Below are 23,042 nucleotides of genomic sequence, written 5' to 3'. Positions count from 1 at the left end.
GCGGCTTCCCCAGGGCTTATCGGTCCCGCCCGCACGCGTAGGCGAGCGGCGAGATCAACTCCTCGGCGTCGGGCAGCCACCGGTTGGCGGGTGTGGGCCGGCAGGCCCACTGCACCGCGCCGCGCGAGCCGTAACGGGTGGGCGGCGCAGCGACATAGCCGCCCTCGCCCAGCGCCACCAGATCAAGAGACGTCGGCGCCCATCCGAGCTTCCGTACCAGCTCCGGCACCTTCACCGACGCCCCCGGCAGCACGAAGAAGTGCATCCGGCGGTCCGGCGACAAGGTCACGGGCCCGAGCGTCAGCTCCATCCGCTCCATCCGGGCCAGCGCCAGGAACCCGGCCGTCTCCGGAACGGAGATCGCGTCGAACGTCCGCCCCGTCGGCAGCAGGATCGAGGACAGCGGCTGCTTGGACCACAGACGGCGCGCGACGGTCGCACTGCCGGTCGCCTGCGTCGCCCAGTCCTCCCGCGCGGGGTGCGCCCCGGGCGCGGCGCACGCCGCGTCGCCGCAGGAGCACTGCTGCACCCCGTCGACGGCTTCCAGCCAGGTGCCGGGGAAGACGTCCCAGTGGCGTTCCTCGGCGTAGCGTACGGCTGTCTCCAGCAGGGATTCCCCGCGCTGCTTCGGAATCTGGGCGGCTTCGGTGCTCGCGATCGTCTCTTCCACGCTGAACACAACTACCGCATACACCTGGGGTTACGGGGGTACCGCGCGCGGGGGAAGCGCATCGATTCCGCATCTGGGGCGCATGGATGCACGTGTGGGGGCGCGCGGGAGGATCTGTGGCGGGAACTGGGTAGCCACATGCGGGGTGGCTTCCGTTATTTACCCCGGCAATCCTCGCATGTCTCGCATTTTCGGTATGTCCGCGGGGCATTGATCTTCACGGCCGGAACTTTTGGCTCACCTCGGCGAGATCCGGTCGTGGAAGACACGTCAACTCGGTGCGTGGGCAGGCACCGCAGCCACAGGGGGTACGCCAATGGCCGCAAGGCCTCTCGTCGCGCGGCAGCCGAACGAACGGCTGCAGGCGCTCATCCAGGAAGCGGGTTGCTCGAACGCCGGGCTGGCCCGCCGGGTCAACATGTGCGGTGCCGAGCACGGCCTCGACCTGCGCTACGACAAGACGTCGGTGGCGCGTTGGCTGCGCGGGCAGCAGCCGAGGGGGCGCGCGCCGGCGATCATCGCGGAGGCGCTGGGCCGCAAACTCGGCCGTACGGTCACGATCGACGAGATCGGGATGGCCAACGGCAAGAACCTCGCCTCGGGCGTGGGTCTCCAGTTCTCGCCGACCGTGCTGGGGGCCATCGAGCAGGTCTGTGAGCTGTGGCGCAGTGACGTGGGGCGGCGGGACTTCCTGTCCGGCTCGTCCGTCGCGGCGTCCGCGCTCGTGGAGCCGAGCCGGGACTGGCTGATCTCGTCGCCCGATTCGCAGGTGGCGCGTTCGGCGGGGCCCCGGGTGGGGCAGTCGGACGTGGCGGCCGTGCGGGCGATGACGCAGGCCCTCGTGGACCTCGACCACCAGTACGGCAGCGGACATGTGCGTCCGGTGGTCGTGCACTACCTCAACAGTGTCGTCTCCGGGCTGCTCGCCGGGTCGTACCGGGAGGCCGTCGGGCGTGAACTGTTCGCCGCGGTCGCACGGTTGACGGAGCTCGCCGGGTACATGGCCATCGACACCGGCCAACCGGGGCTGGCGCAGCGGTACTACATCCAGGCGCTGCGGCTCGCGCAGGCCGCCGGGGACCGGGGGTACGGCGGATACGTACTCGCCGCGTCCATGAGCCATCTCGCCGCGCAGCTCGGAAACCCGCGGGAGATCGCGCAGTTGGCGCGGGCGGCGCAGGAAGGGGCGCGGGGGCGGGTGACCCCGCGCGCGGAGTCCATGTTCTTCGCGGCGGAGGCCCGCGGGCACGCGTTGATGGGCGATGCGCGGGCGGCGCAGTCGGCGTCCGGGCGGGCGGTGAGCGCGCTGGAGGCGGCGGATCCGTCGTCCGGGGACGACCCGGCGTGGATCGCGCACTTCGACGAGGCGTATCTGGCCGACGAGTTGGCGCACTGCCACCGGGATCTCGGGCAGGCCGACGCGGCGGCGCGGCGGGCCCAGGAGTCGCTGGACGGGCTCCCGGAGACCAAGGCGCGGCGCCGGGCCATCGGGTACGTGCTCCTCGCGACCGCGCAGGTGCAGCAGCGGGAGGTCGAACAGGCCTGCCACACGGGGCTGAAGGCCGTGGAGCTGCTGGAGACCGTCCGCTCCAACCGGGGCGCCGAGTATCTGGAGGACTTCCAGCAGCGGCTGGATCCGTTCCGGGACGAGCCTGTGGTAAGGGAGTTCGGGGCTCGGCTGGAGTTGCAGGCGGCGGCGTGAAACCCCTGGCGAAGCGGGTGTGAACGGGCGGGAAACGAAGGTTCCGAAGGCGCAAGGAGGGCGTATGTAGCGGTTGCGGGCCCGGTTCTGTTAGCGCGGTCACAGGGACAGTGGTTCAGTCCTGTGCTGCGTGGCACCGGGCTCGGGGGACCCGGTAGCGTGAGCCGACGATTCACAAGGTCCCCCATTTGTAGGAGTCCCGGTGACGCAGAGTGGACAGGGCGAGGAGCCCTCGCCGCGCGTGGCGCGCGAAGGCATCGTGCTGCCCTCCGACGGCGGCGAACCGCTGCTGCCGGGCCAGACGGGCGGACCCGGCGGCTACCAGTCCGCCCCGCACATCCCGGCCCCCGCGGCCCCGCCCCCGTCGGCCCCGCCCGGCGGCCAGTCCTGGGGCACCCCGTGGGGCCCCGACCAGCAGACGTCCGCCCCGCAGCAGGGCGAGGGCTGGGGCGCCGCGCCGCAGCCGCAGCCGCAGCAGTGGGGTGCGCGGGACCCGTACCAGGACCCGTACCAGGCGCAGGGCCAGGCGCACGGTGAAGCACAAGGCCAGTGGGGCGCGCAGCCGTCCCAGCCGCAGCCGCTACCGCAGCAGGGGGCACCGGCACAGGCCGGCGGTTACGACGCCGATCAGGCGACCTCCTACTACTTGCCGCCGGTGGGTCCTCCGGTGGGTCAGAACGCGCCGCAGGGCGGTGGCTCGGGCGTGCAGGGTGCGCCGCTGCCGCCCGTCGCGCGGGACACGGATCAGCCGACCTCGTACTACCTGCCGCCGGTGGGTTCTCCGGTGGGGCAGAACACCCCGCAGCACGCCCCGCAGGGCGGCGGTCCGGGCGCGCCGCTGCCGCCTGTCGCGCAGGACACCGATCAGCCCACCTCGTACTACCTGCCGCCGGTGAACCAGAACGCCCAGAACGCCGTCGGCGCCCCCCTCCCGCCCGCCGTCGACCCCTACGGTCCGGCCGCCGGGCACGGTGCCGTCGGCGGCGTACCCCTGCCTCCCGCCGATGAGGGGGCCACGCAGTACATCCCGCCCGTCGCCATGGCCGCGAGCGAGGGGGCGACGCAGTACATCCCGCCGGTCGCGCCGGGAGCGTTGCCGCCCGAGATGCCCGCGCACGGGGGCGGGCCGCTGCCGCCCGTCTCCGGGCCGGATGCCGAGGCGACGCAGTACATCGCGCCGGTGCCCGGGGCGCACGGGGAGCGGCAGCCGCCCTCCGAGTTCGACAGTCTCTTTCGCAGCGGGCCGGGCGGGGAGAACCCGGCGCAGGCCACGCAGCTGCTGCCGCGCTTCGAGTCGGCGCAGCCGCCGCACGCGGGACACGCTGGGCACGCGGGACACCCTGGGCAGTCGGTACACACGGGGCCGTCGTACGCGGATCATGGCGATGACCGTCGTGGCGGCCGGAGTCGTTCGCGGGTGCCGCTCATCGCGGGTGTCGGTGTCGCCATCGCCGCCGTCGGTATCGGCGCGGGTGCGCTGCTCGGCGGTGGTGGGGGCGACGACAGCGGGGACGACAGCAGGACCGTCTCCGCGACCGCCCCGGCGAGCGAGTCCGCCTCGCCGTCCGCCGATCCGGTCGAGGCGCAGGCCGTCGAGCTGGACAAGCTGCTGGCCGACAGCGGTGACAGCCGGGCGTCGGTGATCAGTGCGGTGGAGGATGTGAAGGCCTGCAACAACCTCGCCCAGGCGGCGAAGGATCTGCGGGCCGCGGCCACCCAGCGCAACGACCTGGTGACGAAGCTGGCCACGCTGTCCGTCGACCGGCTGCCGAACCATGCCGAGCTGACCACCGCCCTCAACAAGGCGTGGAAGGCGTCCGCGTCGGCCGACAACCACTACGCGGCCTGGGCCGAGCAGGTCGCCGGCAAGAACGGCTGCAAGAAGGGCAAAGCGCGCACCACCCCGCAGACCGCGGCCGGCAACACCGCGAGCGGCGAGGCCAGTACGCAGAAGATCGCGGCCGCCAAGCTGTGGAACCAGATCGCGAGGAAGTACGGCCTGACCGAGCGCAACCGCACCCAGCTGTGACGGAGCCGGGGGCCGCCGCCCGCGGCCCCCGACCGGTGGCTAGCCCACCTCGGCGTTCAGCAGGGTCTTCCGTACGTCCGTGAAGCCCCTGCGCACGGCCACGAGGCGGCCCTGCCGTACGGACTGCAGGGTCACCTCGGTGTTGACCAGGCGTGGCAGGCCGACGGAGGTGAGACCGTTCTCGTAGCCCCAGCTGAGCGTCGGGGTCAGCCCGCCGGTGCCGACCTTCAGCCCGTTGTCGAGCGCCTTGCGCACCGCCGTCGACGTCACCTCGCCGTCGCCGAGGGACTCGACGGCGGCCTTGAACACGGTGTACGCGATCCAGGTGGTCTGCACTCCGGCGTCCGCGGGGTCGATGCGGTTGTCGCCGAAGGCCTGCTTCTTGATCACGTTCTTCATCGCGTCCCAGCGCTTGTCGGTCGCCACCGGGTACCAGCCGGTCATGTACGACCCCTCGTACGGCCCCGACGCCCCGCCCGTCGCGTCGATCACCGTCTGGTCGACGCTGCCGAGGACGGTCGCGGTGCGTACGTCGGGATAGTCCTCGCGGGCGCGGCGGAAGGAGTCCATGAAGGTGGTGGTGCGGTCCCCGAGGGCGGGCACCACGCAGCCCTTCTTCGCCGGGTCGGTGGTGGTCGCCTTCAGGGCGCGCTCGGACTGCGCCGAGTACTCGGTGGCGTCCTCGGCGGCCATCTGGTCGGCCACCGCGGCGTGACCGCCGAGCTTCAGGCCGGAGTCGATCATGGTGGGCAGTTCGTCGCCCGCGATGCTGTCGGGGCGCACCAGGGCCACGGGCCCGCAGCTGCGGCCGAGTTCCTTGCCGAGACCGGCCAGCAGGCTGGGCTGGCCGCCGTTGACCGGGTAGGAGACCACGCTGTCCAGCTCGGCGTTGGTGATGCCGTAGCCGCCTATGTAGGGGATGTCGGCGCTCTCCAGGGTCGGGAAGAACGTGTCGCCGTGCTGGCTGTAGGAGCCGACGACCGCGGCGACCTTCTCGTCGGCCGCACGCTGGGCGCACTTCGCGGCGCTCACGGTGTCGTTGTGGTCGTTGCAGATCAGGACGGTCAGCTTGCGCCCGTTGATGCCGCCGCGGGAGTTGATCCAGCGGGCGTAGGCCTGTGCGAAGGCCGGCATACCGGGCTTGTTGGTGGCCTCGGTGCCCATCGGGGCCCAGGTCATGACTTTGATCGGGTCGTCCCCGGAGCCCCCCGTGGCACCGGGGATGACCCCGCAACCGACGGTCAGCGAAGCGCACGCGGCCAGTGCCCCCGCCGAGAGGGCGGTGGCTCTGGCTGGCCGGTGGAGCTTGAGAAGGAAGGTGCTGCGGATGCGTCGCCTGCCGGTCATGTGCCCACACGCTTCCGCCACATGACCAACCAGGGAGTGACTTACGGTCAACGGTTGGTGACGCGAAGGTGAATTACGGGGGGCGGTGAGGGCGGTGTGACGAGGAACGTACGATCGATGACCGTGCAAGGTTCGGAGAACTCTTCCCGTCGCGGCCGTCGCTCATCCACCATGGGCGGCATGCCACTGAACGACATGCCGTGGTGGCGCTGGCGCAGCAATGTGCGCTCCGCGCTGCACATGCTCTCCGACCCGGGGTTCCAGCAGGAGGTCTGGCTGGCCGGAGTCGAGGGGTACGGGGACGTCACCGACGCCGTGTACCGCCTCGTCGAGGACACCTGGCTCGACAACTGGTCCGCCGAGAAATACGTCGGCACGATCTTCCGGGACTCCCAGGAGGCGGCCCTCGTCGACACCGCCGTCCTGCGGGTGCTGCGGATCATGCACCAGGTCGGGCCGGACGCCCCCGTCTCCGTGTACATGGAGCACCCGGGGTGGCCCGAGGCGGTACGGGCCGCGCGCGACGCGCATGTGCGGATGGCCGCGGCGGACGGGGAGGACCCCGAGCAGCCGCCGCGCTCGCTGCACATCCTGCAGATCATGACGCGGTCGGCGTGAGCCGTCACGTCTGAGCCGTCACGTCTGAGCCGTCACGTCTGGGCCGTTACGTCGAACCGTGCCGCGCGGGCTGTTCCGCGTGAGCTGTTCCGTGTGACGGACGTGTTCTCTGCGGTGCCGGTGGATATGGGACCCTGTCCTGCATGAACGAGCAGTCCACCGGAGCCGCGGCCCCCGCCGAGCAGTACGTCCTCACCCTGTCCTGCCCCGACAAGCAGGGCATCGTGCACGCCGTGTCGAGCTATCTCTTCATGACCGGCTGCAACATCGAGGACAGCCAGCAGTTCGGCGACCACGACACGGGTCTGTTCTTCATGCGCGTCCACTTCTCGGCGGAGGCGCCGGTGACGGTGGACAAGCTGCGGGCGAGCTTCGCCGCGATCGGTGACGCCTTCCACATGGACTGGCAGATCCATCTCGCCGAGGAGAAGATGCGGGTCGTCCTCATGGTCAGCAAGTTCGGGCACTGCCTGAACGACCTGCTGTTCCGTGCCCGTATCGGCGCGCTGCCGGTGGAGATCGCCGCCGTGGTGTCCAACCACACCGACTTCGCCGAGCTCGTGGGCTCGTACGATATTCCCTTCCACCACATTCCGGTGACGAAGGAGAACAAGGCCGAGGCCGAGGCGCGGCTCCTTGAGCTGGTGCGTGAGCAGGGTGTGGAACTCGTCGTTCTCGCCCGGTACATGCAGGTGCTCTCCGACGATCTCTGCAAGCAGCTGAGCGGGCGGATCATCAACATCCACCACTCGTTCCTGCCGAGCTTCAAGGGCGCGAAGCCGTATCACCAGGCGCATGCGCGCGGTGTGAAGCTGATCGGGGCGACCGCGCACTATGTGACCGCCGACCTCGACGAGGGGCCGATCATCGAGCAGGAGGTCGAGCGGGTGGGACATGACGTCACGCCGGACCAGCTGGTCGCGATCGGGCGGGATGTGGAGTGCCAGGCGCTGGCGCGGGCTGTGAAGTGGCATGCGGAGCGGCGGATTCTGCTGAATGGGCGACGGACGGTCGTTTTCGCCTGAGAGCGCCTGAGAGCGCCTGAGAGTTCGGGGCGTCGGGTCGTGGGGCGGCTGCGGGTGGTTCGTGGTTGATCGCGCCCACGCGGCGGAGCCGCCGCCCCGACCCGCCCCTACATCCTGCTCAGCGCCGCCGCCGCGAACAGGACGTCCCTGATCGCCTCCCGGTCGCCCACCTGGCCCGCGGCCGCCTCCTCCGGCGACACATGACCGGCGGCCAGCTGGCAGAACTCCACGCCGTCCAGCGCCACGTGCGCCACCTCGAACTCCGCCGAGCCCACCGCAGCCGGGGAGTCCAGCGGGATCAGCCACTCGCCGCCGCCCAGGCCCTCGATCTCCAGGCGCAGGCTGCGACCCGGCTCTCCCGCAGGAACGAGGTGGCGGCCCCGGGCCGGTGAGGCCAGCCCCGACCGCCGGCGCACCGCCAGCGTCGTGGGGAGCATGCGGGCCGCCAGGTCGATCATGCGGTTCAGGTGGCGGGGGGACGGCGGGGCGTAGGGGTAGTCGACCGCCTCCGCGATGTCCTCCGCGTGGACCCAGCATTCGAAGGCGCGGTCCAGCATGGCGTCGTGGAGGGGCAGTTCGAAGTCGCCGTACGACACCGAGAGCTTGCCGGTGCCGCCGCCGGTGAAGGAGACCGTCCGGACGAGGTCGTGGCTCTGCTCGCGCCAGGGGGCGCGGACGGAGCGGGTCGGCGGGTAGTGGGAGCCGCGCCAGTACGCCTCGGTGCGGACGGCGGGGGCCGCGGAGTCCGCGGTGATCTCCCCCATGGGGTCGTCGAGGCCGAGGGCGAGGGCGACCAGGCCGTCGACGGTCAGCAGATGGGCGATGACACCGGCGACCGTCGTACGGCGGCTCGTCGCCTCGTCGGCCTCGAACCAGCGCAGGCGTACGGGCGCGTGCCACTCGGCGTCGCCCATGTCCCGCAGCAGTGCGTCGAGGCGGGCGGTCTCGGCGTCGTACGGTGCCGCCCACTCTGGCACCGGTATCCGGGGCGGGCGGCGGTCCAGGCAGCCCTCCAGGACGCGGGTGCGCAGGCCCGGGTCGAGGTCGAGGCTCTCGGGCGGGTGGAGCAGGCCGACCGCGCCGCGCAGCCGCAGCGCCTCGTCGGCGCAGGTGCCGCAGTCGCCGAGGTGGTCCTCCACGGCCGCCGTCTCCTCCGGGGAGCACGCGGCCAGCGCCCAGGCGCCGAGGAGCGACTTCAGGACCGGGTGTTCCAGGACCAGGGGCGCCGGAGGCGTGGGCGGTGCCGGCGGGGTCTCCAGCGCGGGGAGGGGGCGGCCGGTGTCCTCGACGGAGGCGCGGGGGAGCGGTATGCGGGGCGGTTCGTCGGGGCGGTCGGGGGTGGTGCCGCTGCCGGACGGGGTGTTGGGGCCGTTCGGCCCGTCTGTGCCGCCTGTGTACTCCGCGCCGGCTGTGTTCTGTGCGCTGCCGGGGGCTCCTGGGCGCGCGGGGCCGTCCTTCTTGTCGTCCTTCTTCGCCGCGCCGCCGTAGGGCTCGTACCCCTGGTGTCCTTCCCTTTCCTCCCTTTCCTCCTTCTCCTCCGGCTTCTCCGGTCCCTCGTGCTCGTCGTACGCCTCGTAGCGGTTCGCCTCGTTCATGCCGCGCCTCCGTAGCCGGGAGGTGCGCCGGGGGTGCCGGTGTCGTGGGCCGTGGCGAGGAGCTGGAGGCCCAGGCGGAGGCGGCGGCGGGCCTCGTCCTCGGTGACGCCGAGGTCGGCGGCGGTCTGGCGGTAGTCGCGGCGCTGGAAGTAGGCCAGCTCCAGGGCGGCGCGCAGTGGGGCGGGCATGGAGGTGACGATGTAGTCGGCGCGGGCGGCCACGGAGGCGTGACGGACCTTGCGCTCCAGTTCCTCGGTGGAGCCGTGGCCGGCCTGGGCGAGGGCGGCGGTCTCGGTGGCGCGCAGGCGCTGCACGGCGAGGCGGTGGGTCAGGGTCGCGACCCAGGTGCGCAGCGGGCCCTGCTTGGGGTCGTAGGCGTCGGGGTGCTCCCAGACGTGGGCGAAGACCTCTCGGGTGATGCCGTCGGCGGCGCGCTCGTCTCCCAGGACGCGGTGGGCGAGGCCGTGGACGAGCGAGGCGAAGCGGTCGTAGAGCTCGCCGAGGGCGGCCGCCTCACCGCGTGCGAGCCGCTGCTGCATCTTGCGGTCCCAGCGGGGAGGTGCGTCCTTCTTCGCCATGCGGCTCCCTCGCCTTCGCCGTTGTGCTCGTCCTCGTCAAGCCTGAACCCACCGTCTCCTCGAATGTAGTCGGCACGTCCGACAGTGCACGCCCCTTTGTCGCAATGCGCGCCCCCGGGGGAGCGGTGGGTGCTAGTGGAACTTCGGCTACCCGTCCACTGTGTGCCCATCCCCGATCGAACAGGATCGAAGGCGACTAAAACAAGCCTCTTCTGATCGGTTTCCGTTTCTTGGGTCGGGTTTCAGGGAACCGCCGGTGGGCAGCCGCGCTGCAAGGAAGCGTAGGAGGCGCTTCCGTTTCCGGGCTGTTCTCGGGTCCGGGAAGTCCCGGCGAGCGAAGGGCGTGGTGGTGGCGTTCAACGTGACCGGCGGCGAGCACGGGGAGTGGGCCGTGCTTCATGTGTCGGGCGAGCTGGATCTGGTGACGTCGCCGGTGCTTCGGCAGCGGGTGCACGACGCGGTGGCCGAGGGTCGCCACAGTCTCGTCCTCGATCTCTCCGAGGTCTTCTTCTGTGACTCCAGTGGTGTGGGTGTCCTCATAGCCGCCCGGCGGCTCATCCGGTCCTGTCAGGGGCAGTTGCGGTTGATCCTGCCGGCGCAGGGGGCGGTGGACGGGTCCCATGTCAACCGGGTGCTGGGGGCGTTGGGGGTGCGGCGGCTGTTCGACGTCCACCTGACCTTGGAGACGGCGGTCTCGGAGGACGCGGATCCGTTGTCGGCGTGAGCCACGGTTGACCTGCCCCGACCTTTTTTCGCCCCCGCCGCCCCTACCCGTCCCGTACCTGGGGGCTGCCGCCCCCAGACCCCGCTGTCGGCCCTGAACGGGCCTCGTCCTCAAACGCCGGACGGGCTGAGATTCCGTCCCCGGCGCCCAGAGGCCCAGCCCCGGTAGGGCCTGTGAATGCCGTTCGTCAGTTCAGTCGCTCTCGCGAAAGGTTCACAAAGCCCGTCACCAGAGCATCTGGAGCCGGAACAGGGCCTCCTGGGCCACTGAGCGCAGCTCGTACGCCCGTAGCCTGGCCGGCTGGACCTCGTCCTCGCGGTCGGGCTCGTGCTCGGCGAACCAGCGGTGCACAACGGCACGCCGGTAGTTGACGAGGGCGCCGGCGTACACGCTGTATGCCTCCAGCCGCTCCTGTCTGCGCTGCTCGTCGCGCGCGAAGCGTTCCTGTCGGGCCACCGACCGCTGCTGGAACCCATGGGTGAGTCCGACGCCCAGCAGGGTTCCCAGTACCGCTATGACACTTGCCGCCATTGCCTCCACGGCCCCAGTGGATCACACGGGGCCACTGCCACATCGTTGTCCCGAATTTCCCCCGGTCTTGGCACAACAGACGTTTTCCCGCTCCCCGCCCCGCCCGGTCGTCGTACGCTCCGATCGAGATGCACCCCACGTGACGTAAGGCGGCCCGAGAAGACATGGTCAGCAGCGAGTACGAGCGCAGGATCGCCGGCCGGTTCGCCACCTTTGACCAGGACGGCAACGGATACATCGACCGGGCGGATTTCAGTGTGGCGGCCAAGGGGCTGCTTGCGGAGTTCGGTACGGCGGCAAGGTCGGACAAGGGTCAGGCCCTGTATGTCGGCGCGGAGGCGTTCTGGCAGGGCATGGCGGGGATAGCGGACCGGGACGGGGATCAGCGGATCACCCGGGAGGAGTTCGTGGGCGGGGCCGTCAAGCGGCTGCGGGACAACCCGGAGCGGTTCGCCGAGATCGCCCGGCCCTTCCTGCACGCGGCTCTCGCCATCGCCGACGCCGACGGTGACGGCGCGGCCACCGTCGAGGACACCGCGCGTGTGCTGCGCATCCTCGGCGTCGGAGAGGAGATCGCCCGAGCCGCCGCCGGCGCCCTCGACACCGACGGCGACGGCAAGGTCGGCGAGGAGGAGATCGTCTCCGCCTTCGCCCGCTACTTCACCGTTCCCGAGTGACCGAGAAGCGTTCGCGCAGCTTGTACTTCAACACCTTCCTGAGCGTCTCGTTCCGCGGAAGGGCGTCCACCACCTCCAGCTGCTCCGGCAGCTTGTGGACCGACAGCCCTTCCGCGCGGAGATAGGACACGACCGCCGGCAGGGTCAACTCCGGTGCCCCCGGCGGCTGTTCCACCACCGCGCAGACCCGTTCCCCGCGTTCCGCGTCCGGCAGGCCTATCACCGCCACGTCCCCGACCGCCGGGTGCGCGGCCAGCAGGTCCTCGATCTCCTTCGCCGAGATGTTCTCGCCCTTGCGGATGATCACGTCCTTCAGACGGCCGGTGAGGATGAGGTGGCCGGTGTCCGTCACCGTTCCCAGGTCGCCCGTGCGCAGGAAACCCTCCTCGTCGAAGGCCTCCGCCGTCTGGCCCGGGTCCAGGTAGCCCTGGCAGACGGCCTCGCCGCGCAGCCGCACCTCGCCGTCCACGATCCGTATCTCCATGCCCTCCGGCGGGCGGCCCTCCGTCGTCGCCAGGTTCTCCGTCGTGTCGTCCGGCGAGCCCATGGTGATCATCGGTACCTCGGTCATGCCGTACCCGTGCGTCAGCTGGACGCCCATCTCCCGTACGACCGCGTGGTACACCTCCGGCGGCTTCGGCGCCCCGCCGCCCGCGAGCAGTCGCAGCGTCGGGATGACCTTCTCCTCCGGCTGCTTGCGCTGCTCCGCCAGGAACATCGTGTAGAACGCCGTCGAACCGCCCGCCACCGTCACCCCGTGCCTGCGGTACTCCGCCAGCGCGTCCGGCAGCGCGAACTGCTCGAACATCACCGCCGGGAAGCCGTACAGCAGGAGCATCACCGTGTAGTCGGGGCCGGCTATGTGCGCGTACGGGAAGGCCATCGAGCCCACGTCGTCGGGTGAGAGGTGCAGGGCGTGGGCCAGGCACGAGCCGCCCGCTATCAGTGAACGGTCCGTGTGGAGCACGCCCTTGGGGTCCGAGGTCGTGCCCGAGGTCCAGTAGATCCAGCGGACCGAGGTGCCGGAGGCGGGCGGGGCGGGGAGCAGAGACGGGTCGCCCTCCGGCACGTCGTCGTACGCCTCGAAGACGCCCTTCGCGCCGAGGCGGCGTGCCATGGCCGTGTAGTCGAAGCCCCGCCACTCGCCCGGTACCGCGAAGTACTCGGCCTTCGACTCCCTCAGTGCGAAGCCGACTTCGCGGTCGCGGTAGAAGGGGATGACCGGCGACTGCACGGCGCCCAGGCGGGCCAGGGCGAAGGCCAGTACCGCCGTCTCGATGCGCGTGGGCAGCTGCCAGGCGACCACTGTGCCGGGGCGTACGCCCATGTCGTACAGCCCCGCCGCCACGCGCTCGGCACGGGCGCGCAGTTCGCCGAAGGTCAGGGTGCGGTCGTCCTGGAGGAGGACCGGGCGGTCGGGGGTGAGGCCGGCGCGGCGGGCGACCAGGTCCCAGAGGGTGCGGGCGGAGCTCAGGGAGTGCGGGGTCTCGTTCACGGGTGCCCCCTGCTTGGCTGACGACTCGTCAGGTGACATGCTATCTGACGATCCATCAGATAGTGCCTGTCAGGTGAACACCGTCCGGCGGAGGGGATCATGCCGACCGAACTGCCCCGCATCATCAGCGTCGACGACCATGTGATCGAACCCGCGCACCTGTTCAAGACCTGGCTGCCCGCCAAGTACCAGGACCGCGGACCGCAGCCGCTCACCGCCGGAATCGGTGAACTCGCCTATGTGGGCGGGAAGTACCAGATCACGATGGACCCCGACGGTCCGCCCACCGACTGGTGGATCTACGAGGATCTGAAATTCCCGTACAAGCGGAACATCGCCGCCGTCGGCTTCGACCGCGACGAGATGACCCTGGAGGGGATCACCCGCGAGGAGATGCGGCGGGGGTGCTGGGATCCCGCCGAGCGGCTCAGGGACATGGATCTCAACCATGTGGAGGGGAGCCTGTGCTTCCCCACCTTCCCGCGCTTCTGCGGGCAGACCTTCGCCGAGGCGCAGGACAAGGAAGTGGCGGTCGCGTGCGTCCGCGCCTACAACGACTGGATGGTCGAGGAGTGGTGCGGGGACAGCGGCGGACGGCTCATTCCCCTGTGCCTGATCCCTCTGTGGGACGTGGAGCTGGCGGTCGCGGAGATCCGGCGCAATGCCGCGCGGGGCGTCAGGGCCGTCACCTTCTCCGAGATCCCCACCTACCTCGGGCTGCCCTCCATCCACTCCGGGTACTGGGATCCCTTCTTCGCCGTGTGCCAGGAGACGGGCACCGTCGTCAACATGCACATCGGCAGCAGCTCGCAGATGCCCGCCGCCTCCCCCGACGCACCCCCCGCCGTCCAGGCCTCGCTCAGCTTCAACAACGCCATGGCCTCGATGATGGACTTCCTGTTCAGCGGGGTGCTCGTGAAGTTCCCCCGGCTCAAACTCGCCTACAGCGAAGGCCAGATGGGCTGGATCCCGTACGCCCTCGAACGCGCCGACGACGTCTGGGAGGAGCACCGCGCCTGGGGCGGGGTGCGCGATCTCATCCCGGAGCCGCCGTCGACGTACTACTACCGGCAGATCTTCTGCTGCTTCTTCCGCGACAAGCACGGGGTGGCGTCCCTGGACGTGGTCGGGCGGGACAACGCCACCTTCGAGACCGACTATCCGCACGTCGACTCGACCTTCCCGCACACCAAGGAGGTCGCCCTCGACCATGTGAAGGGCCTCGACGACGAGACCGTCTACAAGCTGATGCGGGGCAACGCCATCCGCATGCTCGGCCTTGATCTCGACCGGGACCGGGACACGGATCGGGACATGGATCGGGGCCGGTAGTGGAGCTCTCCTGCTCGCCCGAAGAGGAGGAGTTCCGGGGGCGGTTGAGGGAGTGGCTGGCCAGGGTCCTGCCCTCGCTTCCGGCCAAGCCGTCTCCCGACGACTGGCCCGCGCGGCGCGCGTACGACATGGGCTGGCAGCGGATGCTGTACGACGCCGGGTACGCGGAGGTGCACTGGGACGCTTCGCCGACCCTGCGGTTGATCTTCCTGGAGGAGACCGAGAAGGCCGGGGCGCCCTATGTGGGCGCCGGGTTCGTGGGGTTGCTGCACGCCGGGCCGACCATCGCCGCCGAGGGGAGCGACGAACAGCGGGCGCGGTGGCTGCCGCCGATCCTGCGCGGGGAGGAGGTGTGGTGCCAGGGGTTCAGCGAGCCCGACGCCGGGTCGGATCTCGCCGCGCTGCGGACACGCGCGCGCAGGGACGGCGACGAGTACGTCGTGACCGGCTCCAAGATCTGGACCTCGCACGCCGAAGTGGCCGACTGGTGCGAGCTGTTGGTGCGTACCGATCCGGCGGCCGCGAAACACCGGGGCATCACCTGGCTCGCCATGCCCATGGACGCGCCGGGGATCACCGTACGGCCGCTCAGGACCCTCGCCGGGTCGGCCGAGTTCGCCGAGGTGTTCCTCGACGAGGTGCGGGTGCCGGTCGGCAACCGGGTCGGGGAGGAGAACGACGGCTGGCGCGTGACCATGGTGACCCTGTCGTTCGAGCGCGGCACGGCCTTCGTGGGCGAAGTGGTGGCGTGCCGACGGGTCCTGCGTGAACTCGCCGCCGAGGCACGGAAGAACGGGCGGTGGGACGAGCCGGAGCTCAGACGGCGGCTCGGGCGGCTCAACGCCGAGTTCCGGGCGCTGTGGCGGCTGACGCAGTGGAACGTGAGCGAGGCGGAGACCACCGGGGGCGTCCCCGGCGTCGGGGGTTCGGTCTTCAAGCTGAGGTACTCGCACGCGCGGCAGGAGCTGTACGACGCCGCCGCCGACGTCCTCGGCCCCGACGCCCTCGACCTCGACCGGCCCTGGGTCCTCGACCGGCTGTCCTCCCTGTCGTACACCATCGCCGCCGGCACCTCGCAGATCCAGCAGAACATCGTGGCTGAACGGATCCTGGGGCTGCCGAAGGGGCGGTGACTGTACCAGTGCGTTTCCAACTCACCGATGATCAACGGGCGTTGCGGGACGGCGTACGGGGGCTGCTGGCCCGGCGTTTCGACCGCGAGACGCTGCGGGCGGCCGTGGACGCGCCGGGGCGGCTTGACCGGGCGCTGTGGCGGGAGCTGGGCGCGGCCGGGTTCTTCGCGCTGCGCGTGCCGGAGGCCGAGGGCGGGGTCGGACTCGGGCTGTCCGAGGCGGTGTTGGCCTTCGAGGAGGCGGGGCGGGTGCTGCTGCCCGGTCCCCTGGTGGCCACGCATCTCGCGGCAGGGGTGGTGCCGGGGGCGGCCGACGGGTCGGTGGTCGTGGCGGCCGTGGACGGGGGACTGGTGGAGTGGCTGGACGCCGCCGATGTCGTCCGCGGGGAGGCCGGTGGCGTCGTACCGCTGCGGTCGGTGGATCCGTTGACGCCGCTGCACCGGGTGGCCGGGGGCGCGGAGGGGGGCGGCGGCCGCGTCGCCGTACTGCTCACCGCCGCCGAGCAACTCGGTACGGCCACGCGTGTGCGCGAGCTCGCGGTGCAACACGCCCGGACGCGCGAGCAGTTCGGGCAGCCGATCGGGGCGTTCCAGGCCGTGAAGCATCTCTGCGCGCAGCTGCTGGTGCGGGCGGAGGTGGCGCGCGCGGCGGTGTACGCCGCCGCCGTCACCGGCGCCCCGGTCGACATCGCCGCGGCCCGGCTGCTGGCCGACGAGGCGGCCGTGCGAGGCGCCCGTGACTGCCTCCAGGTGCACGGCGGTATGGGCTTCACCTGGGAGTCCGAGGTGCATCTGCATCTGAAACGGGCATGGGTGCGGGCGCAGCGTGGCGGTGGCCGTACGGAGAGTGAGGAGCTGCTCGCGGCCGATCTGACGGCCTGACAGGGGCTGGGCTGCGGTGCCGTAGAAGACCGCCCTCCGGATGTCGCGGATTGTGGCATACCGGAATTACGGAGCGTTGATATCGGGTTGTGTCCTATGCGTGACCCGTCACGGCCTGGAGTCGTGGGCCCGCTCCGGTACCTTCTGTGGGATGCGAGTGGTGCCGAGCACGATCGATGCCGGTGTTGCCTCCGGGGCGGCTCCGGATGTGCCGGTGCGCGCCGCTTCTCGCAGGGCCGGCGGGCCGTGGGCCTCCGCCTGTTCGACTCCCCGCAACGAGCGTCGCACAGTATGCCAGCCGGGTACTCCTTCGCGCTGGAATATGCCCGAAGCGCTTGTTGGGGTGACTGTACGTCAACCATGCTGTCTCGTAAGGGATTCACGTTCAGTGATCCTGGCTTTGGCCATTGTCCTGGCCATGCAAAAAATGGCTACGATCGTGGCCCTCGTGAGGCGCGAGGCTATGTGTCTGCCGGTTCGGATGGTGTGAGCGGTGCAGGTGCTTCAAATGCAGCTGGAGATCCGGCCCGACCCCACAGAGGTGGGGCGAGCCCGGCGGTGGGCTCGTTCGCGGCTCGCCGGGTCCGGCGTAGGGGTCGACGAGCCGCTCGCCGAGACCCTCATCCTGCTCGTGTCCGAACTGGTCACCAACGCCGTGGTGCACACCGGCCGGCCGGCCGTGCTGCGGCTGTCGCTGCCCGGCGTCGGGGACGAACAGGCCACCGTCCGGCTGGAGGTCGCCGACACCAGCGGCCGCGCACCGGTGCCGCGCTGCGCCGACGGTGACGCCACCGGCGGCCGCGGACTCGCCCTCGTCGACGGGCTCGCCGACCGCTGGGGCTGGAGCCCCGAGGGTGCGGGCAAACGCATCTGGTGCGAGCTCGACCGGTCCGCGGAGCGGCAGGAGTCCTCGGGCGGCTTCGTCGGCGGCGCCTCCGCCTTCGAGGGGTACGAAGGGCTCGCGTACGAGGCCGTGTAGCCGCGCGGCCGGGGCACGGGTGCAGAGCGGCCCGGTTTCGCCGGTGGGGCGAGAGGCGGTGCGCCGTGATGTGCTTCCGTGCGCGCCCGTGACAAAAAGGGCGCAAGTAATAAAACCCCGCACCGGTGTTGACGCCACGTGTCCGTCTGCTCACGCTTGTGGTCAGCGATTCGCCGCGAGGGGACGACGAGGGTTTCGGTGACGGAAGCCCTTGTCGAGAGTGGGTCGTTGTGCGGCGTCGGTTCCCTCAGGGCCAGGAGGAGCCGATGGGGGTCCCTCCCGCTCGAGCGAAGTCGAGAGTGGGGGAGGGAGCGCCGGAAGCGGACGGCGGTGCGCGGACACCGTGCTCGGGGCGTGTGTCGGGGCGCCGCCGTCCGGCCTTCGCCGGCCCTAGAGAATGGCGACCGGAGCCACCGGCGTTCCCGTCGCGCCGACGAACGGCTCGGGCATCGCCGACAGCAGGAACGTGTAGCGGCCCTCTTCTCCACAGGCTGTGGACAACTCTTCGAGATTCCAGTTCTGGCCCTGCAGCATCCCCATCTCCACCAGGTCGAGTGCGTGCACGGGCAGCCACAGGTCCTCGATCTCGGGCGGGAAGATCTCGAAGGTCAGCGTGTCGTTCGCGACGGCCGCGACATCGCGCGCGTGGAACCACTCCGGCGTACGGATCGACAGCCCCGGCGACGGATAGCCGTACGCGTGCTTGTCGCCCGCCAGATACACCTGCACCTGCCCGGTCCGTACGAGCACGATGTCGCCGGCGCGCACGCGCGTGCCCGCGAGTTCCTCCGCGGCGTCCAGGTCCTCCGGGGTGACGGCGTACGAGCCGTCCAGCCGGGAGGTGCCACGCGCGCGTGCGACGTCCAGCAGGACCCCGCGCGAGACGATGTGCCGCACCTTGTCGATACCGCTGAACTCGGCGCCGCCGTGCGGGGTGATGGAGGCGGCGGGGCGGCCGTTGTAGAGCACGCCCGAGTGCGAGACGTGGGTGAGCGCGTCCCAGTGGGTGGCCGCCTGCAGGCCCATCGTCACGGCGTCGTCGCTGCACGCGACGGTTCCCGGGCCGAAGATCTCCTGGTTGATCTGCACCATCGCGTGCAGGGGGTTGACCCGCCCCGGGATCATACCGGTCTGCACGCCGTCCTCCCTCAGGGCGAGGGCGAGGGGGACGCGGCGGCCCGTCCTGACCTCCGCCGCGGCCTCTCGTACGACCTCGTCGGTGATCAGGTTGAGGGTGCCGATCTCGTCGTCGGCGCCCCAACGCCCCCAGTTGTTCACGCGCTTGGCGATGTCGTGGAACTCGGCCTGCAGTGGCATCGGCGCTCCCCGGGGCTTGTCTACAGGTATCTGACGGGTCATAAAATCTAACGGTCCGTCAGAAACCGCGGGAAGGGGCCGGGCGTGGGGAACTTCTTGGCAGGCAAGGTCGTCGCCGTGACGGGGGCGGGGCGGGGGATCGGGCGGGCGGTGGCGCTGTGCGCGGCGGCGGAGGGGGCCTCGGTCGTCGTCAACGACTACGGGGTGTCGGTGGACGGGGAGTCGCCCACGAGTGAGGTCGCGCTCGGTGTCGTCAAGGAGATCGAGGCGGCGGGTGGGTCGGCCGTCGCGGTGGCCGACGACGTGTCGACCATGGCGGGCGGACAGCGGGTCGTCGACACCGCGCTCTCGTCGTACGGGCGGCTTGACGGGGTGGTGTGCGTCGCCGGGATCCTGCGGGAGCGGATGCTGTTCAACATGACCGAGGACGAGTGGGATCCCGTCGTCGCCACTCATCTGAAGGGGACGTTCACGGTGTTCCGGGCGGCCTCCGCGGTGATGCGGAAGCAGCGGGCCGGGACGTTGATCGGGTTCACCAGTGGCAATCATCAAGGGTCCGTCTCGCAGGCCAATTACAGCGCTGCGAAGGGCGGGGTCATTTCGCTGGTGCGCAGTGCGGCGCTGGGGCTGAACAAGTACGGGGTGACCGCGAACGCGGTGGCTCCGGTGGCTCGTACGCGGATGTCGGCGGGGGTGCCGATGGAGCTCGCGGAGATCGGGGAGCCGGAGGATGTGGCCGCGCTCGTGGTGTACCTGCTGTCGGAGCGGGCCCGGGAGGTGACCGGGCAGGTGTACACGATCGCCGGGCCGAAGATCGCGGTGTGGGCGCAGCCGCGGGAGCTGCGCGCGGCGTATGCCTCCGGCGGTTGGACGGCGGAAAAGATCGCGGAGTTTCTGCCGGGGTCGGTGGGGGTGGATCCGATGCCTTTGTTGGAGCGGGTGGCTTCTATGGAGCGGGCGGCGCGGGAAGGGGAGCGGCCCAACGCCTAATGGGGTGGGGGGATCGGTGGTTTGGCGGGTGCGGGTTTGGTGTGGTTGATCGCGCAGTTCCCCGCGCCCCTAGGTAGCTCCAGCGGGCGGTGTTGAGAGGAGAACCCTGTGGACTTTGGGTTCACTGCCGAGGATCAGGTGTTCCGTACCGAGGCTCGGGACTGGCTCAGTGAGCATGCCTCTGTTGGGATTGATCGTCGTTCGTGGGAACGCACTCTTGGGAAAGGTGGGTGGATCGGGCTCGGATGGTCTGAGGGTGGCTATGGGAATCGGACCGCGTCTCTTACTCAACAGGTCGCCTGGGCCGAGGAGTACGCTCGGTCGTCCGCGCCGCCGCGGTCCGGGCACATCGGGGAGAACCTGCTCGCGCCCACCCTGGTCGCGCACGGCACGGACGAGCAGAAGGCGCGGTTCCTCCCGGCCATCGCCGCCGGGGACGAACTGTGGTGCCAGGGATACAGCGAACCCGGTGCGGGCTCGGACCTCGCGGGGATCCGTACGAAGGCCGAGCGGGGCTCGGACGGGGTGTACCGGGTCACCGGGCAGAAGATCTGGACGTCGTTGGCGCATGAATCCGACTGGTGCTTCGTGCTGGCGCGCACGGAACCGGATTCCGTCCGCCATCACGGGCTGTCGTTCCTGCTCGTCGCCATGGACCAGCCGGGGCGGATCGAGGTGCGGCCCATCCGGCAGCTGACCGGGACCAGCGAGTTCAACGAGGTGTTCTTCGACGGGGCGCACGCGCGCGTGGAACATGTCGTCGGGGGTGCAGGGGACGGGTGGCGCGTGGCGATGAGCCTGCTCGGGTTCGAGCGCGGGGTGTCCACGCTGGCCCAGCAGGTGGGTTTCGCGGCCGAGTTGGGGCGGGTGGTCGCGGCCGCCGTCGAGAGCGGGGCGGTTGACGACCCCGTCGTACGGGAGCGGCTGGTCCGGCAGTGGGCCGAACTGCGGGTGATGCGGTGGAACGCGCTGCGGACACTGAGGAGTTCGGGGGACGCCGGGGCCTCCAGCGTGGCCAAGCTGCTGTGGGGCGGGTGGCATCAGCGGCTCGGGGAGCTGGCCATGCAGGTACGGGGCCCGGCGGCGGGGGTGGGGCCGGTCGGCTGGTCGAGCTCGGCGCCGTATGAACTCGATCCGTTTCAGCATCTGTTCCTGTTCTCCCGGGCCGACACGATCTACGGCGGTTCGGACCAGGTTCAGCGCACGATCATCGCCGAGCGGGTGCTCGGGCTGCCGAAGGAACCCAAGGGGGTTGTGTGATGCGCGGCGTGGTGTTCGACGGGAAGCGGGTCGAGGTCGTCGACGACCTGGAGGTGCGGGGCCCGGGGCCGGGCGAGGTGCAGGTCGCCGTCTCCGCGGCGGGGCTGTGCCACAGCGACCTGTCCGTGGTGGACGGGACGATCCCCTTTCCGGTGCCGGTGGTGCTCGGGCACGAGGGCGCCGGGGTCGTGGAGGCGGTGGGGGACGGGGTCTCGCATGTCGTGGCGGGGGACCATGTGTCGCTGTCCACGCTCGCCAACTGCGGTACGTGCGCGGACTGCGACCGGGGGCGGCCCACCATGTGCAGGAAGGCGATCGGACGCCCCGGTCAGCCGTTCACACGCGGCGGGCAGCCGGTCTTCCAGTTCGCGTCCAACTCCGCGTTCGCCGAGCGGACCGTGGTGAAGGCCGTGCAGGTGGTGCGGATCCCCAAGGACATTCCGCTGCCGTCCGCCGCGCTCATCGGCTGCGGGGTGCTGACCGGGGTCGGGGCCGTGCTCAACCGGGCGAAGGTGGACCGCGGGGACAGCGTCGTCGTGATCGGGACGGGGGGCATCGGGCTCAACGTGCTGCAAGGGGCGCGGATCGCGGGGGCGCTGCGGATCGTCGCCGTCGACGCCAACCCCGCAAAGGAGGCGGTGGCCCGGCAGTTCGGCGCGACCGACTTCCTGACCTCGACCGAGGGCGTACGGGAGCTGCTGCCGACGGGCGCCGACCACGTCTTCGAGTGCGTCGGACGGGTGGAACTCGTCCGGCAGGCGGTGGACCTGCTGGACCGGCACGGACAGGCGGTGCTGCTCGGGATGCCCGCCGCGGGCGCCGAGGCGTCCTTCGTCGTGGCGTCCATGTTCCTGGACAAGTCGATCCTGGGCTGCCGGTACGGGTCCTCGCGGCCGCAGCGGGACATCGCGCTCTATGCCGAGCTGTACCGGGACGGACGGTTGCTGCTGGACGAGCTGGTGACGCAGACGTATCCGGTGGAGGAGTTCGAGCGGGCGGTGGGGGATGCGGAGGCGGGGAAGGTGGCTCGGGGGGTGCTGACGTTCTGAGGCTCTGAGGGGCGGCCCCGCGGGAGCCCCCGTCGCTCAAGCCGCGTCGCTGCGAGCCCTGCCGTTGACTCCGGTCCCGGTTTTCGTCCCGGCCCCGGTGCGGAAGGTGCGCCGATAGCTGGTGGGGGTGACGCCGAGCGCCGCCTGCAGGTGCTGGCGCATCGACTGGGCGGTGCCGAAGCCGGCGTCGTGGGCGATCTGGTCGACGGAGAGGTCGGTGGACTCCAGGAGGTGGCGCGCGCGTTCCACGCGTTGCTGGGTGAGCCACTGGCCGGGGCTGATCCCGACCTCCTCGCGGAAGCGGCGGGTGAAGGTGCGGACCGACATCGCTTCCCGCTCGGCCATGTCCCGCAGCTGGATCGGCTCGTGGAGCCGGCCCAGGGCCCAGGCGCGGGCGGTGGTCGTGGTGGCCAGCTGGGGCTCCGGCACCGGACGCTGGATGTACTGCGCCTGACCGCCCTCGCGGTGCGGCGGTACGACCGTACGGCGGGCCACGGCGTTGGCGACCGCGGTGCCGTGGTCGCGGCGCACCATGTGCAGGCACAGGTCGACACCGGCGGCGACGCCCGCGGAGGTGAGGACGTCGCCGTCGTCGACGTACAACACGTCCGCGTCGACCTTGATCCGCGGGAAGAGGCGTTGGAGACGCTCGGCGTCCGCCCAGTGCGTGGTGGCGGGGCGGCCGTCGAGACAGCCGGCGGCGGCGAGGACGTAGACGCCGGTGCAGATGGAGGCGAGGCGGGTGCCGGGGCGGAGGTGGGCGAGGGCGGCGGCGAGCTCGGGGGTGAGGACGCCCTCCTCGTAGACCGGGCCGAACTCGTAGGACGCCGGGACGATCACCGTGTCGGCGGTGGCCAGGATCTCGGGGCCGTTCGGGACCATGATGTCGAAGTCCGAGTCCGTGCGGACCGGGCCCGGCGGCCGGATCGAGCAGGTGACGACCTCGTAGAGGTGCCGACCGAGCGCGTCCTTGGGACGGCCGAAGATGCGGTGCGGGATGCCCAGCTCGAAGGGGAGCGCACCGTCCATGGCGAGGACGACGACGCGGTGCGGGCGGAAGGCGTCCTCGGTGTCCCGTTCCGTGGTCATGGCCCGATCCTAGCGAATGCT

At 71.0% G+C, this 23,042-nt stretch carries 21 protein-coding genes; 13 read left to right on the top strand and 8 right to left on the bottom strand.

Going from position 1 to position 23,042, the window contains the following annotated elements:
• Positions 1–16 precede the first annotated feature (16 nt).
• Positions 17–679 carry a bifunctional DNA primase/polymerase gene (locus PH203_RS15730; RefSeq protein ID WP_289920568.1) on the bottom strand — a complete coding sequence of 221 codons (663 nt, stop codon included), beginning with the start codon at positions 677–679 and terminating at the stop codon, positions 17–19.
• A gap of 307 nt (positions 680–986) precedes the next feature.
• On the opposite strand from PH203_RS15730, the gene PH203_RS15725 reads away from it, so the two are divergent.
• Together PH203_RS15725 and PH203_RS15720 are read left to right on the top strand one after the other, a co-directional pair.
• Positions 987–2,372, top strand: coding sequence for a transcriptional regulator (locus PH203_RS15725; RefSeq protein ID WP_289920567.1), 1,386 nt, complete (start codon positions 987–989; stop codon positions 2,370–2,372).
• A gap of 202 nt (positions 2,373–2,574) precedes the next feature.
• Positions 2,575–4,401 carry a hypothetical protein gene (locus tag PH203_RS15720; protein ID WP_289920566.1) on the top strand — a complete coding sequence of 609 codons (1,827 nt, stop codon included), beginning with the start codon at positions 2,575–2,577 and terminating at the stop codon, positions 4,399–4,401.
• Between the two features lie 39 nt (positions 4,402–4,440).
• Here PH203_RS15720 and PH203_RS15715 read toward each other — a convergent pair whose 3' ends face one another.
• Positions 4,441–5,748 (bottom strand): ABC transporter substrate-binding protein, encoded by a 1,308-nt coding sequence (locus PH203_RS15715; RefSeq protein WP_289920565.1) that lies wholly within the window; start codon positions 5,746–5,748, stop codon positions 4,441–4,443.
• Between the two features lie 117 nt (positions 5,749–5,865).
• On the opposite strand from PH203_RS15715, the gene PH203_RS15710 reads away from it, so the two are divergent.
• Positions 5,866–6,366, top strand: coding sequence for a hypothetical protein (locus tag PH203_RS15710; protein ID WP_289920564.1), 501 nt, complete (start codon positions 5,866–5,868; stop codon positions 6,364–6,366).
• Positions 6,367–6,509: 143 nt separating this feature from the next.
• Complete coding sequence (purU, locus tag PH203_RS15705) at positions 6,510–7,391, top strand: formyltetrahydrofolate deformylase (protein ID WP_289920563.1); 882 nt, start codon at positions 6,510–6,512, stop codon at positions 7,389–7,391.
• A gap of 107 nt (positions 7,392–7,498) precedes the next feature.
• Here purU and PH203_RS15700 read toward each other — a convergent pair whose 3' ends face one another.
• Together PH203_RS15700 and PH203_RS15695 are read right to left on the bottom strand one after the other, a co-directional pair.
• Entirely contained in the window at positions 7,499–8,986 is a 1,488-nt protein-coding gene (locus PH203_RS15700) for a zf-HC2 domain-containing protein (RefSeq protein WP_289920562.1), read from the bottom strand.
• Positions 8,983–9,564, bottom strand: a complete 582-nt coding sequence (locus tag PH203_RS15695; RefSeq protein WP_289920561.1) for a sigma-70 family RNA polymerase sigma factor — start codon at positions 9,562–9,564, stop codon at positions 8,983–8,985. The genes PH203_RS15700 and PH203_RS15695 overlap by 4 nt, the downstream gene beginning before the upstream one ends.
• Positions 9,565–9,907: 343 nt before the next feature.
• Here PH203_RS15695 and PH203_RS15690 point away from each other — a divergent pair, with 343 nt between their 5' ends.
• Entirely contained in the window at positions 9,908–10,288 is a 381-nt protein-coding gene (locus PH203_RS15690; protein ID WP_289920560.1) for an STAS domain-containing protein, read from the top strand.
• Positions 10,289–10,513: 225 nt separating this feature from the next.
• On the opposite strand, the gene PH203_RS15685 is transcribed toward PH203_RS15690, so the two are convergent.
• Positions 10,514–10,819, bottom strand: a complete 306-nt coding sequence (locus PH203_RS15685; protein ID WP_289920559.1) for a hypothetical protein — start codon at positions 10,817–10,819, stop codon at positions 10,514–10,516.
• 164 nt (positions 10,820–10,983) lie between these two features.
• On the opposite strand from PH203_RS15685, the gene PH203_RS15680 reads away from it, so the two are divergent.
• Positions 10,984–11,496: an EF-hand domain-containing protein gene (locus PH203_RS15680; RefSeq protein ID WP_289920558.1), complete on the top strand. Its 513-nt coding sequence runs from the start codon at positions 10,984–10,986 to the stop codon at positions 11,494–11,496.
• On the opposite strand, the gene PH203_RS15675 is transcribed toward PH203_RS15680, so the two are convergent.
• The gene (locus PH203_RS15675) at positions 11,480–12,991 is read right to left on the bottom strand and encodes an AMP-binding protein (protein WP_289920556.1); all 1,512 of its coding nucleotides are present in this window, start codon (positions 12,989–12,991) and stop codon (positions 11,480–11,482) included. The two genes, PH203_RS15680 and PH203_RS15675, sit on opposite strands and share 17 nt — an antisense overlap.
• A 99-nt stretch (positions 12,992–13,090) precedes the next feature.
• On the opposite strand from PH203_RS15675, the gene PH203_RS15670 reads away from it, so the two are divergent.
• The 4 genes from PH203_RS15670 to PH203_RS15655 all read left to right on the top strand — a co-directional run bounded on the left by PH203_RS15670 (position 13,091) and on the right by PH203_RS15655 (position 17,316).
• Positions 13,091–14,323, top strand: a complete 1,233-nt coding sequence (locus tag PH203_RS15670) for an amidohydrolase family protein (protein ID WP_289920555.1) — start codon at positions 13,091–13,093, stop codon at positions 14,321–14,323.
• On the top strand, positions 14,323–15,456 hold the full coding sequence (locus PH203_RS15665) for an acyl-CoA dehydrogenase family protein (protein ID WP_289920554.1): 1,134 nt from the start codon (positions 14,323–14,325) through the stop codon (positions 15,454–15,456). The genes PH203_RS15670 and PH203_RS15665 overlap by 1 nt, the downstream gene beginning before the upstream one ends.
• An 8-nt stretch (positions 15,457–15,464) precedes the next feature.
• Positions 15,465–16,337 carry an acyl-CoA dehydrogenase family protein gene (locus tag PH203_RS15660; protein ID WP_289920728.1) on the top strand — a complete coding sequence of 291 codons (873 nt, stop codon included), beginning with the start codon at positions 15,465–15,467 and terminating at the stop codon, positions 16,335–16,337.
• Positions 16,338–16,845: 508 nt separating this feature from the next.
• Positions 16,846–17,316: an ATP-binding protein gene (locus PH203_RS15655; protein ID WP_289920553.1), complete on the top strand. Its 471-nt coding sequence runs from the start codon at positions 16,846–16,848 to the stop codon at positions 17,314–17,316.
• A 390-nt stretch (positions 17,317–17,706) separates the two neighbouring features.
• On the opposite strand, the gene PH203_RS15650 is transcribed toward PH203_RS15655, so the two are convergent.
• Positions 17,707–18,633, bottom strand: a complete 927-nt coding sequence (locus tag PH203_RS15650) for a cyclase family protein (protein WP_289920552.1) — start codon at positions 18,631–18,633, stop codon at positions 17,707–17,709.
• Between the two features lie 84 nt (positions 18,634–18,717).
• Between PH203_RS15650 and PH203_RS15645 the strand changes: the two genes are divergently transcribed.
• From PH203_RS15645 to PH203_RS15635, 3 genes are all read left to right on the top strand, one after another.
• A complete protein-coding gene (locus PH203_RS15645) occupies positions 18,718–19,623 on the top strand; it encodes an SDR family oxidoreductase (protein WP_289920551.1) in 906 nt (301 codons plus the stop codon).
• A 108-nt stretch (positions 19,624–19,731) separates the two neighbouring features.
• Positions 19,732–20,883, top strand: coding sequence for an acyl-CoA dehydrogenase family protein (locus PH203_RS15640; protein ID WP_289920550.1), 1,152 nt, complete (start codon positions 19,732–19,734; stop codon positions 20,881–20,883).
• Complete coding sequence (locus PH203_RS15635; RefSeq protein WP_289920549.1) at positions 20,883–21,932, top strand: Zn-dependent alcohol dehydrogenase; 1,050 nt, start codon at positions 20,883–20,885, stop codon at positions 21,930–21,932. The genes PH203_RS15640 and PH203_RS15635 overlap by 1 nt, the downstream gene beginning before the upstream one ends.
• A gap of 36 nt (positions 21,933–21,968) precedes the next feature.
• On the opposite strand, the gene PH203_RS15630 is transcribed toward PH203_RS15635, so the two are convergent.
• Entirely contained in the window at positions 21,969–23,021 is a 1,053-nt protein-coding gene (locus PH203_RS15630; protein ID WP_289920548.1) for a helix-turn-helix domain-containing protein, read from the bottom strand.
• Between the last annotated feature and the right edge of the window lie 21 nt (positions 23,022–23,042).

This window comes from Streptomyces sp. S.PB5 (genome assembly GCF_030403745.1).
Taxonomy (GTDB): Bacteria; Actinomycetota; Actinomycetes; order Streptomycetales; family Streptomycetaceae; genus Streptomyces.
Note: the sequence above shows the minus strand (reverse complement) of the source record. Positions and strands in the feature narration are given on the sequence as shown.

Excerpts from the sequence above, each read along its gene's own strand:
- PH203_RS15685 (WP_289920559.1), bottom strand. The coding sequence starts at position 10,819 with ATGGCGGCAAGTGTCATAGCGGTACTGGGAACCCTGCTGGGCGTCGGA.
- PH203_RS15650 (WP_289920552.1), bottom strand. The coding sequence starts at position 18,633 with ATGCCACTGCAGGCCGAGTTCCACGACATCGCCAAGCGCGTGAACAAC.
- purU (WP_289920563.1), top strand. The coding sequence starts at position 6,510 with ATGAACGAGCAGTCCACCGGAGCCGCGGCCCCCGCCGAGCAGTACGTC.
- PH203_RS15630 (WP_289920548.1), bottom strand. The coding sequence starts at position 23,021 with ATGACCACGGAACGGGACACCGAGGACGCCTTCCGCCCGCACCGCGTC.
- PH203_RS15700 (WP_289920562.1), bottom strand. The coding sequence starts at position 8,986 with ATGAACGAGGCGAACCGCTACGAGGCGTACGACGAGCACGAGGGACCG.
- PH203_RS15670 (WP_289920555.1), top strand. The coding sequence starts at position 13,091 with ATGCCGACCGAACTGCCCCGCATCATCAGCGTCGACGACCATGTGATC.
- PH203_RS15725 (WP_289920567.1), top strand. The coding sequence starts at position 987 with ATGGCCGCAAGGCCTCTCGTCGCGCGGCAGCCGAACGAACGGCTGCAG.
- PH203_RS15710 (WP_289920564.1), top strand. The coding sequence starts at position 5,866 with ATGACCGTGCAAGGTTCGGAGAACTCTTCCCGTCGCGGCCGTCGCTCA.
- PH203_RS15715 (WP_289920565.1), bottom strand. The coding sequence starts at position 5,748 with ATGACCGGCAGGCGACGCATCCGCAGCACCTTCCTTCTCAAGCTCCAC.
- PH203_RS15680 (WP_289920558.1), top strand. The coding sequence starts at position 10,984 with ATGGTCAGCAGCGAGTACGAGCGCAGGATCGCCGGCCGGTTCGCCACC.
- PH203_RS15655 (WP_289920553.1), top strand. The coding sequence starts at position 16,846 with ATGCAGCTGGAGATCCGGCCCGACCCCACAGAGGTGGGGCGAGCCCGG.
- PH203_RS15695 (WP_289920561.1), bottom strand. The coding sequence starts at position 9,564 with ATGGCGAAGAAGGACGCACCTCCCCGCTGGGACCGCAAGATGCAGCAG.
- PH203_RS15635 (WP_289920549.1), top strand. The coding sequence starts at position 20,883 with ATGCGCGGCGTGGTGTTCGACGGGAAGCGGGTCGAGGTCGTCGACGAC.